7 protein-coding genes and 1 pseudogene are annotated in these 11,599 nt (G+C 68.1%); 2 read left to right on the top strand and 6 right to left on the bottom strand.

Annotation, left to right across the window (positions count from 1 at the left end; translation table 11 throughout):
- Positions 1-558, top strand: a pseudogene (locus ACH107_RS24720) (DNA repair protein RecN); the annotation flags it as partial.
- A 10-nt stretch (positions 559-568) separates the two neighbouring features.
- Here the strand turns inward: ACH107_RS24720 and ACH107_RS24715 are convergent.
- A complete protein-coding gene (locus tag ACH107_RS24715) occupies positions 569-2,257 on the bottom strand; it encodes a chloride channel protein (protein WP_412508200.1) in 1,689 nt (562 codons plus the stop codon).
- Between the two features lie 83 nt (positions 2,258-2,340).
- Here ACH107_RS24715 and ACH107_RS24710 point away from each other — a divergent pair, with 83 nt between their 5' ends.
- Positions 2,341-3,729: an FAD-binding oxidoreductase gene (locus ACH107_RS24710; protein ID WP_412508198.1), complete on the top strand. Its 1,389-nt coding sequence runs from the start codon at positions 2,341-2,343 to the stop codon at positions 3,727-3,729.
- A 24-nt stretch (positions 3,730-3,753) separates the two neighbouring features.
- Here the strand turns inward: ACH107_RS24710 and ACH107_RS24705 are convergent, their stop codons facing one another.
- From ACH107_RS24705 to ACH107_RS24685, 5 genes are all read right to left on the bottom strand, one after another.
- Complete coding sequence (locus tag ACH107_RS24705; RefSeq protein ID WP_412508196.1) at positions 3,754-4,095, bottom strand: DUF427 domain-containing protein; 342 nt, start codon at positions 4,093-4,095, stop codon at positions 3,754-3,756.
- 69 nt (positions 4,096-4,164) lie between these two features.
- On the bottom strand, positions 4,165-5,967 hold the full coding sequence (locus ACH107_RS24700; RefSeq protein ID WP_412508194.1) for an aminopeptidase P family protein: 1,803 nt from the start codon (positions 5,965-5,967) through the stop codon (positions 4,165-4,167).
- Positions 5,968-6,129: 162 nt separating this feature from the next.
- Positions 6,130-8,007, bottom strand: a complete 1,878-nt coding sequence (cobT, locus tag ACH107_RS24695; protein ID WP_412508192.1) for a cobaltochelatase subunit CobT — start codon at positions 8,005-8,007, stop codon at positions 6,130-6,132.
- Positions 8,008-8,095: 88 nt separating this feature from the next.
- A complete protein-coding gene (cobS, locus tag ACH107_RS24690) occupies positions 8,096-9,082 on the bottom strand; it encodes a cobaltochelatase subunit CobS (RefSeq protein WP_412508190.1) in 987 nt (328 codons plus the stop codon).
- A gap of 176 nt (positions 9,083-9,258) precedes the next feature.
- A complete protein-coding gene (locus ACH107_RS24685) occupies positions 9,259-11,319 on the bottom strand; it encodes a calcium-binding protein (protein ID WP_412508188.1) in 2,061 nt (686 codons plus the stop codon).
- Positions 11,320-11,599: the final 280 nt, after the last annotated feature.

Genomic DNA, 11,599 nt, shown 5'->3' with positions numbered 1-11,599 from the left:
GCGCGCCGGGACGCGGCCGGGCGCCTTGACCGGGCCGTGATGGCGGAACTGGCGCCGCTCAAGATGGAGCGCGCCGGGTTCGAGACGGTCTTTGACGCGGCCGAGCCCGGCCCCGAAGGCCGCGACGCGGTGACCTTCACGGTGGCCACGAACCCGGGCGCGCCGGGCGGGCCGCTGAACAAGATCGCCTCGGGCGGGGAGCTGAGCCGCTTCCTGCTGGCGCTCAAGGTCTGCCTGACGGGCACTGCCGGGGGCGTGACGATGATCTTCGACGAGATCGACCGCGGGGTCGGCGGGGCCACCGCCGATGCCGTGGGCCGGCGGCTGGCGCAGCTGGCGGCGACGGGGCAGGTTCTGGCGGTGACGCATTCACCGCAGGTGGCCGCGCGCGGGGCCTATCACTGGCGCGTGGAGAAACGCGTGGCGGAGAGCGCGACATTGTCGACCGTCACGCCGCTTGCGGATCGCGGCCGGGTGGACGAGATCGCCCGGATGCTTGCGGGTGACCGCATCACCGACGAGGCGCGCGCCGCCGCCGAGGCCCTGATCGCGGGCTGAGGCGCGCAGCCTAGCTGTGTTCCTCGGCGGACACGGCGGCCAGCGCGCGGTTGTACGCCTTGAGCGCGTCAACGTGGAAAAGCGCGCCCAGCAGGCGGGGCGGCCTGTCTTCGCCCGCCAGCGTCACGACCGGCACGTAGGGCAGCGTGGCCTTGTCGAACAGCGGCATGGCGGCCTCCAGCGTGGCGTTGCCGTCGATGTAGATACCGTCCTCGATCAAGTCCCAGCAGCGCGCCTCGGGGGCGGCGCGCGGGTGATCCGGCTTTCGCATCAGCGCCCTGACCCGGAACATCGCCAGCAGGTAGGCCTGTGGCCCTGCGGCCATGCGCGTGCCCCGCCGGGCCAGCTGCGTGAGGAAAAAGGAGCGCCGCACGAGCCGCGAGGCGAGCGCGGTGGACATCGACACCGCCACCATCACCGCCAGCCCCGTCTGCCAGTCGCCGGTCAGTTCGAACACGATCAGGGTGGTCGAGATGGGCGCGCCCAGCACCGCCGCCGCCACCGCCCCCATGCCGGCGAGCGCATAGAGCGTGTGCGCGCCCGACACCTCGGGGAAAATCCCCGTGGCGATGAGGCCGAAGGCCAGCCCCGTCAGCGCCCCCACCATCAGCGAGGGTGAAAAGACGCCGCCGCCCATGCGCCCCCCGATGGTGATGGCCACCGCCGCCACCTTGAGCACGGCGAAAACGATCGCCTCGTGCAAAAGAAGCTGGCCGGTCAGCGCCGCCGACGTCGTTTCATAGCCCACGCCGATGATATGCGGAAACGCGATGGCCAGCGCGCCCAGCAACGCGCCGGCCAAGGCAGGGCGCAGCCAGCGCGGCAGGCGCGATCGCATCTGCACGTAGCTCGCCCAGTCCTCGGCAAAGAATATCGCGTGCATAAGCGCTGTCGCCACCAGCCCGCAGAGCAGCCCCAGCAACAGGAAGGCCGGCAATTCCACGTAGAATTCCAGCGCGCTGGACAACGGCAGGACGAATTCGGTGACATCGCCGAATTCCAGCCGGTTGATGATCGTCCCGGCGACCGAGGCGATGACGATCGGGGCAAACGCGTGAACGGCGAAGTGGCGCAGCACGACCTCGAGCGCGAAGAGCGCGCCGGCGATCGGCGCGTTGAACGAGGCCGAGACCGCGGCCGCCACCGCGCACCCCAGCAGGTCCCGCCCGGTGATGCCGTCTGCCTTGATGCGGTCGCTGACCCAGCTTGAAATGACGGCGGCCATGTGCACCACGGGGCCTTCGCGCCCGGACGAGCCGCCGGTGCCCAGCGTGATGAGCGAGGCCGCCGCCGAGGCCAGCCCCGCGCGCCCCTCGACCCGGCCCTCGTGCAAAGCCGCACCCGAGATCACGTCGGCCACCGACCGGGCACGTGCATCCGGCGTGAACCGGTGCAGGATCACCCCCACGGCCAGCCCGCCCAGCACGGGCACCACGAGAAGCCAGTACCACGGCAGCGTAGCCGCGAAACTGTGGATATGGTCGGGATCGCTGGTGCCGTAGGCAAGGCCCTGCAGTGCCTCGATCCCCTTGCGGAAACCGAGCGCCGCGAACCCGGCGGCGATGCCGATCATCAGGGCGATCACCCAGAACTGGAACTGGCTGGGCCCTCGGGTCAGAAGCACCTGCCAGCCGTGGCGCAGCCCGTCGCGCACGGCCTTGTGTTTCTGTCTCCAGATCGAGGTGTCCGGCGTCGCCATACCGTCCCGTTTCCGCCGGCGGCCCTTTCACATCCGGGCCGCTTCGCCTAGGTTGCCTTTTCATAAACGACGAAGGGCCATCCATGGGTATTCAGGACGCTATCGCCGAATTGCATGAATTTCTAGGCCAACGGCTGACGCGCTCCAAGTCGGATCTGGACCTGCACGGTCAGAGCGAGTCGCATTTCGCGTCCGCGCCGCCCGACGCGGTGGCCTATCCCGAAAGCACTGCCGAGGTGTCGCGCATCGTCGCCGTCTGCGCGCGACACGGCTGCCCGGTGGTGGGCTGGGGAACCGGCACCTCGCTGGAGGGGCAGGCGCAGGCCACCGAGGGCGGGATCAGCGTGGATTTCAGCCGCATGAACCGGGTTCTTGCCGTGAACGCGGCGGACATGGACGTGACGGTGCAGCCCGGTGTCACGCGCGAGGCGCTGAACGAGGAGCTGCGCGCGACCGGGCTGTTCTTCCCGGTCGATCCCGGCGCGAACGCCTCGCTCGGCGGCATGGCCTCGACCCGCGCGAGCGGCACGACGGCAGTGCGCTATGGCACGATGCGCGACAACGTCCTTGCGCTGGAGGTGGTGATGGCCACGGGCGAGGTGATCCGCACTGGCACGCGGGCGCGCAAGACCTCTGCCGGGTATGACCTGACCGCGCTCTTCGTGGGGGCCGAGGGCACGCTGGGCCTGATCACCGAGCTGACCCTGCGCCTGCAGGGCCAGCCCGAGGGGATCGCCAGCGCCGTCTGCGCCTTCCCGTCTGTGGAGGGCGCGGTGGCGGCGGTGATGGACACGATCCAGATGGGGCTGCCCATGGCCCGGATCGAGTTCGTGGACGAAGACAGCGTGCGCGCGGTCAACGCCTATTCTGGCACCGCGCTGGCCGAGCGGCCGCACCTGCTGCTTGAATTCCACGGGTCCGAGGCGGGGGTGGCCGAACAATCCGAGACATTCGGCGCGATCGCCGCGGAACACGGCGGGACCGGGTTCGACTGGGCCATCCGCCCCGAGGAACGCCGCGCGCTGTGGGCGATGCGCCACAGCGCCTATCACGCCATCCTTGCCGCGCGGCCGGGGGCACGGGCGGTGGTGACCGATATCTGCGTGCCCATCTCGCGGCTTGCCGAAGCGGTCGAGACCGTGCGCGCCGACCTGTCGACGGCGGGGATCGACGGGCCCATCGTGGGCCATGTGGGCGACGGCAATTTCCACGCCGCGCTGCTGTTCGACCCCGACGACCCGGACGAGAAGGCGCGCGTGCTGGCCGCGTCGCGCCGGCTGGCCGAGTTGTCGCTGGATCTGGGCGGCACCGTCACCGGCGAGCACGGGATAGGGCTGGGCAAGATGGGCTACATGGCGGCCGAGCACGGCGGCGGCTGGGGCGTCATGGGCGCGATCAAGCGCGCCCTCGACCCGGACAACATCATGAACCCCGGCAAGCTGGTGCCGCCGGCGGGCGCCCCTCACGGCTGAGGCCGGGCCGGGGTCGACCCCTTGTCAGACCCGTTCGACGGCCAGCAGGTCACCGGGGTGAAAAGCGAGGTGGCCCTTGATGCGGTCCATGCCCTCGATCGGGTCCTCGTAGCTCCACGCCGCGTTTTCCAGTGTCTGGCTCTTGGTCACGATGGAAAAATAACGCGCCTCGCCCTTCTTTTCGCACCGGGTGCGGTGATCGCTCTCGTCGAGGAAGGCCATCGCGACATCCTCGCGCGGGAAATAGATGACGTCGGGGTACCCGTCTTCGCTGAGTTCCAGCGCGTTGCGGCTTTCGGCCAGTACGGCGCCCCCGGCACGTACCGTCCATGTCCCGTCCGCCTTGCGAATCCTGATATCGGCCATGTCGGCTCCTCCTGTCCTTCGTTGTATTTGTTGTGCCTTGCCATGCCCGTCGCATGTGACACGCGCATGTCACAAGGGTTCGGTCGCCTGCGCCAACCATAGCTGAGCCGGCCCCGAAAGCAGAGGGCCGATCTTGTCGCGGCAGGCGGCGTGGTAGGTGTTGAGCCAGTCGCGCTCGGGCGCCGACAGCGCGTCGGCCCGGATCAGCCGCCGGTCGATCGGCGCAAAGCTGATCGTGTCGAAACACAGCTTGCCGGTCACGTCGCCGCCGGGCCGGGTCTGGGCTTCGGTCACGACCAGAAGGTTCTCGATCCGGATGCCGAAAGCGCCTTCGCGATAATAGCCGGGTTCGTTCGACAGGATCATCCCCGGCTCAAGCGGAACATCCGACGTTCTCGACAGCCGTTGCGGCCCCTCGTGCACGCAGGAATAGACGCCGACGCCATGTCCCGTGCCGTGGCCGTAATCCTGATCTGCCAGCCACAGAGGATAGCGCGCCAGCGCGTCGAGGTCGCGCCCGGCCAGCCCGCGGGGCCAGCGCGCCCGGCTCATGGCGATCATGCCTTGCAGGACGCGGGTGAAGGCGGCGCGCTCGTCCGCGCCGGGCGCGCCGACGGGCAGGGTACGGGTGATGTCGGTGGTGCCGTCAAGGTACTGCCCGCCCCCGTCCAGCACCAGCAGGTCCCCGGCCCGAAGTGCCCGGTTCGACTGTTCCGTCACGCGGTAATGCGCCAGCGCCCCGTGCGGGCCACTGCCCGCGATGGTGTCAAAGCTGATGTCGCGCAACTTGCCCGTGGCGCGCCTTGCCTCTTCGAGGCGGGTGACCACGTCGATCTCGGTGATGGTGCCGGGGGCCTGCGCGTCGAACCAGCACAGGAATTCGCAAAGCGCCGCGCCGTCGCGGAGGTGGGCCGCGCGGCTGCCCGCGATCTCGGCCCAGGTCTTGCGCGCCTTGGGCAGGCTGCAGGGGTCGTCCCCCCAGTCATGCGCCACGCCCGCGGCATCGAGTTGCTGAACCACGCGGACGGGCACGCTGGCCTTGTCGAGGCGCACCGGGCCGCGCAGCGTGCCGAGCGCCGGCAGGAACGCGTCGGGACTGTGCACCGTGACGGCCGCGCCCAGATGCGTGCGCAGGCTGTCATCGACCTTGCCCGGATCGGTGAAAAGCGCCACGTCGCCGCTATCGCGCAGGATGGCGAAGGCATGCGGGATCGGGTTGCGCGGGATATCGCTGCCACGGATGTTGAGCAGCCACGCGATCGAATCCGGCAGGGTGAGCACGGCGGCCCCGTGCCCGGCATCGCGCAGCGCCGCGCCGAGGCGGGCGCGCTTGTGCGCGTGGCTTTCCCCGGCCAGATCGTCGGGATATACGGTGATATGCCCGCACGGCGGCCGCGGCTGGTCGGGCCAGATCCGGTCGATCAGGTTGTCGACGGGGGTCAGCGTGATGCCGGTGCCGGTCAGGCCGGCCTCGATCGTGGCGATCTGGTCGGGCGTGAGCAGCCACGGATCGAACCCCACGGTTCCGCCGTGCGGCAGGTTGCGGGCCAGCCATGCGGCGGGCTTGACCTCGGGCCAGTCGACCGGCGTGAAATGCGCGGTGTCCACCTGTCCCCTGACCTGCACGCGGTACCGCCCGTCAACGAACAGGCCGGCGGTTTCCGTCAGCGCGATGCAGAACCCGGCCGAGCCGGTGAAGCCGGTGAGCCATGCAAGACGATCATCGCGCGCGGCCACGTATTCGCCCTGATGCGCGTCGGCGCGCGGCACGAAATACCCGTCGAGTCCGCTATCCGCCATGACCTCGCGCAGGCGGGCCAGCCGCGGTGGCCCCTGTTCGGGGTGGGCCGTCTCGGAAAAGGATTGGAACATGCGCGGTTTCCCGTCTTTGGCTCGCGGTGGTGGGATGTGAACCCGTTTCGGCCCGGGATCGCAATACACGATTTCGGCCCGGCCCCCGGGGCGGGCCGGTCCGCCCCGGCAGCCAACCGCAGCCGACACGCGCGGCCCGGCGACTGGGGCCGCCTGCCCGTTTCAAATGGCCTTCTTGATGCCCATGACGCGCGCCCGGGCGCGCGGATCGTGATCGAACAGCGCGGCAAGCTGTTCCGTCATCGCCCCGGCAAGCTGATCCGCGTCGGTGATCGTGACCGCGCGGTCGTAGTAGCGGGTCACGTCATGGCCGATGCCGATGGCCAGCAGCTCCACCTGCCTGCGGCGTTCGACCATCGCGATGACGTCGCGCAGGTGTTTTTCAAGGTAATTGGCCGGGTTGACCGACAGCGTGGAATCGTCCACCGGCGCGCCGTCCGAGATCACCATCAGGATCTTGCGCGCCTCGCGGCGGCCGGTCAGGCGGCGATGCGCCCATTCCAGCGCCTCGCCGTCGATGTTTTCCTTGAGCAAGCCTTCCTTCATCATCAGGCCGAGGTTGTCGCGCGTCCGCCGCATCGGCGCGTCGGCGGGCTTGTAGATGATGTGGCGCAGATCGTTCAGGCGGCCGGGCAACTGGGGGCGTCCCTCGTGCAGCCATGCCTCGCGGCTTTGCCCGCCTTTCCACGCGCGGGTCGTGAAGCCGAGGATCTCGACCTTGACGGAGCAGCGTTCCAGCGTCCGGGCCAGCACGTCGGCGCAGATCGCGGCGATGGAAATCGGCCGGCCGCGCATGGAGCCCGAATTGTCCAGCAGCAGCGTGACCACCGTATCGCGGAATTCGGTGTCCTTCTCGACCTTGAAGCTGAGCGGCGTGGTCGGATTGGCGACCACGCGGGCCAGCCGGCCCGCGTCAAGAATGCCCTCTTCGCGGTCGAATTCCCACGATCGGTTCTGCTGCGCCTGCAGGCGGCGCTGCAGCTTGTTGGCCAGCCGCCCGACGGCGCCCTTTAGCGGGTCGAGCTGCTGGTCAAGATAGGCGCGCAGGCGCTCGCGTTCGATGGGCTCGGCCAGGTCCTCGGCGCGGATTTCCTCGTCGAAGCGCGAGTCGTAGACGGTATAGGCGGGATCGGCCTCGGAAACGGGCTGCGGCGCCGGCGGCTCCATCGGGGCCTCGCCCTCGGGCAGTTCCGTTTCCTCGCCCATTTCCTCGTCGGCCATGTCCTCGGTGCTGACCTGGGCCTGGGTTTCGTCCTGCTGCTCCTCCTGGCTGCGTTCGGCATCGACATCGGCGTCGCTGTCGTCACTTTCATCCTGCCCGGCGCTGTCGGGCTGTTCCTCTTCCTCGGCGGTTTCCTGGCTTTCGTCCTCGTCCTGTTCGGGCTCGGCATCGGGGTCGTCGCCAAGCTGGTCGCCGTAGCCCAGATCCTCGATGACCTTGCGGGCGAAGCGGGCGAACGCGCCCTGGTCGGCCAGCGTGTCTTCCAGCCCGTCCAGCGTCCCGCCGGCCTGTTCCTCGATGAAACCGCGCCACAGTTGCATGACGTTGCGCGCCCCCGGCGGCAAGTCGCGCCCCGTGGCGAGGTGCCGGATCATGTAGCCGGCGGCGGTGGGCAGGGGCGCGTCGGCGGGATCGGTGATGCGCTCATAGCCCAGCCGTTCGGCGTCGGCCGCGATCTTGGCGTCGATGTTGCTGGCGGTGCCGGGCATCTCGCGGGCGCCGACGGCTTCGCAGCGGGCGGTTTCCATCGCCTCGTAGAGGTCGCGGGCCATTTCCCCCGACGGGGTATAGCGGGCGTGAAGCCCGGCGTCGTGATACTTGTGGCGCAGGGCCAGCGCATCGGCCGTGCCGCGCGCCTGAAACACCTCGTCGCGTGTCATGCGGCGGCTGATCTGGGGCAGGCGCATCGCTTCCCCCGACAGCCCCGCCGGATCGACGGAATAGCTGACCGTCAGGTCCGAATCGTCGGCCATCACCTTGGTGGCTTCGGCCAGCGCCTTCTTGAACGGATCGGCGGGGTTGTCGTTGGCTTTGTTCATATCGCTTTCCAGACGGTCGGGAACCGGAGAGAGCCTGCCAGCCGCGACCCGCGGCCGGCGCGCGGCGCCCGGGCGCAGGTGGCCCGCGTCATCCGAGGCTGACGTTCACCGCGCTTTCGGGCAGCTCCTCGTCAAAGCAGCGCTGATAGAACTCGGCCACGGTCTGGCGTTCAAGCTCGTCGCACTTGTTGAGGAAGGTCAGGCGGAAGGCGTAGCCCACGTCGCGGAAGATCGTGGCGTTCTGCGCCCACGCGATCACCGTGCGGGGGCTCATCACCGTGGACAGTTCCCCGTTCATGAAGGCAGTGCGCGACAGGTCGGCCACGGTTACCATCTGGCTGACCGTCTGGCGCCCCGCGGCGGTGTTGAAGACGGGGTTCTTGGCCAGCACGATATTGGTTTCCGCGTCATGGCTGAGGTAGTTGAGCGTCGCCACGAGGCTCCAGCGGTCCATCTGGCCCTGGTTGATCTGCTGGGTGCCGTGATACAGGCCGGTCGTGTCGCCCAGCCCGACGGTGTTGGCCGTCGCGAAGAGGCGGAAACACGGGTTCGGCGTGATCACCTCGTTCTGGTCCAGCAGCGTCAGCTTGCCGTCGGCCTCCAGCACCCGCTGGATCACGAACATCACGTCGGCGCGGCCGGCGTCGTATTCGTCGAAGACGATGGCGGTGGGGTTGCGCAGCGCCCAGGGCAGGATGCCTTCGTGGAATTCCGTCACCTGCTTGCCGTCGCGCAGCTTGATGGCGTCCTTGCCGATCAGGTCGATCCGGCTGATATGGCTGTCGAGGTTGACCCGCACGCAGGGCCAGTTGAGCCGCGCCGCCACCTGTTCGATATGGGTGGATTTGCCCGTGCCGTGATAGCCCTGGATCATCACGCGGCGGTTGTGAGAGAAGCCGGCGAGGATCGCGAGCGTCGTGTCCGGGTCGAACTTGTAGGTCGAATCGTGTTCCGGCACCCGGTCGGAACCGTCGGCGAAACCCTTCACGATCATGTCGGTATCGATGCCGAACACTTCGCGGACGGCGATTTCCTCGGTCGGTTTCGCGTTCATGTCTATGCTGCCGTCAGCCATCTGCGCAGTCCTTCGAATAGGGTCGTTGTCGGGCCACGTCGTGCAACATAATGCGGGCAAGGGCAAGGGGAAGGGCGTGAATGCGACCGCAATGTCGGTTCCGGCGCCCGTATCACGGCCCGCGGCCGGGCGGCACGGGGCGTCCGGGCACGGCCATGACGCGGCCCCTTCCCACCTCAGACGAAGTCGAATTCGGCGGGCGAGAGCTGCGCCGGTTCAATGTCTTCCAGAAGGACGCGGTGGCCCGCAACATCCATCACCGCGCCCTTGGGCGATGCCGTGATGTTCAGCGCGTCGATGTAACCGTCGATACCGTCGCCATCGTTCGCCAGAATGACGGCACCCGTGTCGGGGTCGCGGGTGCGGATCATGAGGCCGTCCTGACCGGGATCGAAATCGGTGATGACGTCGCTGTCCCCGGCCTTGAAGAAATTGTAGACGAACACGTCGGCATCCGCGCCGCCATACATCGTGTCGTCGCCGTCGCCACCGTTTATCGTGTCGCGGCCCGAGCCGCCGCTGAGTACGTCGTCACGACCGCCGCCGGCCATGAAATCATGGCCGGTGCCGCCGTCTACACGATCATCGCCTTCGCCGCCGCCCATCCTGTCGTCGCCGTCACCGCCGGTGATCGTGTCACGGCCCGGGCCGCCACCGAGGCTGTCATCTCCCGTTCGTCCCGCGATGATGTCGTGGTGCAGGCCGCCCCCGACCGTATCTGCGCCCGCGCCGCCATCCATGGTGTCGCGTCCGGCCCCGCCATTGGCAAAATCCGTACCGCCCGCGCCCCGGACATCATCGTCGCCAAGGCCGGCACCGATGGTGTCGGATCCGTCGCCGCCGTCGATCACGTCATGTCCGTGACCGCCGCCGATCCTGTCGTCCCCGGCGCCGCCGTGAACCGTGTCGTCACCGTGCGAGGCGGCGATCGTGTCATCGCCGGGCCCGGCGGCCACGACATCGTTGCCGGCCCGCGCAAGAAACTCCTCGGACCGGATGCCGCCCGCCAGCGTGTCGTCATCCCGGCCGCCGAGGATCAGCGTCTCGGCCGGGTCCAGCGCGGCAAGATCGACTGACAGTGTCACGAGGCTGTCGCCAAGCGCGTCGGCGGCGAGCACGAAAAGCGTGTCGTCGACCGTGTAGGTCTCGGTCATGGATAGGCGGGTGGCAAACGGCGTCTGCAAGTGCGCGACCTTGGTCATCGTCCCATCCTGAAACACCTCGTAAACCGCGAGGCCACCCGCGTCGGCCGCGACTTCATCCCGCAGCAGCAGGAAGCCGCGGCCATCATGCGTGAGCGTTTCGATCTCCGCGCGGTCGCCCACGGGCTGCCACGGCATGTCGCGCACCGTTTCAAGCCGTCCGTCCGCCCCGATCCGATGAATGTATAGCTGGTCGCCGGCATGGTGCACGACGAAATCCTCGGCTCCGACCGCGAGTGTCGCCAGCACCGAGTTTCCCGAGGGCTCGGGCAGCACGTTCGGGTCCGCAACGGTGAGTCCGATCTGGCCCAGCGTGCGACCGGCCAGTTCGAACGCGGCGATGGCCGCGTCCTGCGTGCTTGACAGGTAAAGAAAATCGCGGCCCGAGACGCTGACGTGGACGATATCCTGAAATTCGTAGGTCAGTAGGCTGCTGGCCCCGGGAAACCCGTAAACATCGCGTGCGAACACCGGGTCGACTCGGCCGCTGGCCAGTGCCGAGAATTTCGCGTTCGGGTCCTTGTCGAAATCGGCATCGGGCGACTCGGTGAGGGAAAACACCGTCATGCCGTTTTCCGTCGCGCTCGGCACGGCGAAGAAATCGGTTTCGTCGGCGTTCGTCCAGTGCGCGATCAACCGGGCATTCTCGATCATCAGCAGGTCGCTGTCGGGGCGGGCGAGGGCGCGTGTGGCCAGTTCCCCGGACGGGGTCAGGCTGTACATCTCGAAACCGTTGTTCGCCGACGCGAGGAACGGCATATCGTCGAACCGGAACGTGGCGACGTCCCCCTGCGGGATGTTGTCGACTTGCGTGAAGGCGTTGGGGTAACCGCCGGCGAAATCGATCTGCCCGTCATCCGACAAGCTGTAGATGAAAAGGCGATCATCCGCCACGACATGGGCCGTCCGGGTGCCCTCTTGCATGGACAGGTCCATGCTTTCGACGTTGCTTGGCTGGCTGTCGCCCCCGCGGTAGCCAAGGGGAATGTCGCTTTCGTCGGAGACGTCGATGAAGTGGTGGGTCGTGGTGCTCATGTCTGACCTCGGTCGCCGTAAAACTTGCTGCCCGCCGCCGATTTCCGGCCGCCATATCGGCTTACGGGGTCTTGCTGCCCGGAATGCAGCAAAGCCGGATCACCGGCAAGGGGCCAAGTGTCAGATGAACTGGAAGTCGTCCAGCGTCAGGTCGGCCGCCGCGACGTTCTCGATCGTGACGTGTCTGACGTCAGCGCCTTTGGGACAGATTTGAGGTTTTCGTAACGGAGGATTTCTGGTTCATCGCAGCCACCAAGGAGCGAAGATGAACAAGAAATCC

The sequence above is a fragment of the Roseovarius halophilus (ex Wu et al. 2025) genome, from assembly GCF_047086965.1.
Note: the sequence above shows the minus strand (reverse complement) of the source record. Positions and strands in the feature narration are given on the sequence as shown.

What these genes read in the sequence shown, in the direction of transcription:
- cobS (WP_412508190.1), bottom strand. Translation starts at nt 9,082, where the DNA reads ATGGCTGACGGCAGCATAGACATGAACGCGAAACCGACCGAGGAAATC.
- ACH107_RS24705 (WP_412508196.1), bottom strand. Translation starts at nt 4,095, where the DNA reads ATGGCCGATATCAGGATTCGCAAGGCGGACGGGACATGGACGGTACGT.
- ACH107_RS24715 (WP_412508200.1), bottom strand. Translation starts at nt 2,257, where the DNA reads ATGGCGACGCCGGACACCTCGATCTGGAGACAGAAACACAAGGCCGTG.
- ACH107_RS24685 (WP_412508188.1), bottom strand. Translation starts at nt 11,319, where the DNA reads ATGAGCACCACGACCCACCACTTCATCGACGTCTCCGACGAAAGCGAC.
- ACH107_RS24710 (WP_412508198.1), top strand. Translation starts at nt 2,341, where the DNA reads ATGGGTATTCAGGACGCTATCGCCGAATTGCATGAATTTCTAGGCCAA.
- cobT (WP_412508192.1), bottom strand. Translation starts at nt 8,007, where the DNA reads ATGAACAAAGCCAACGACAACCCCGCCGATCCGTTCAAGAAGGCGCTG.
- ACH107_RS24700 (WP_412508194.1), bottom strand. Translation starts at nt 5,967, where the DNA reads ATGTTCCAATCCTTTTCCGAGACGGCCCACCCCGAACAGGGGCCACCG.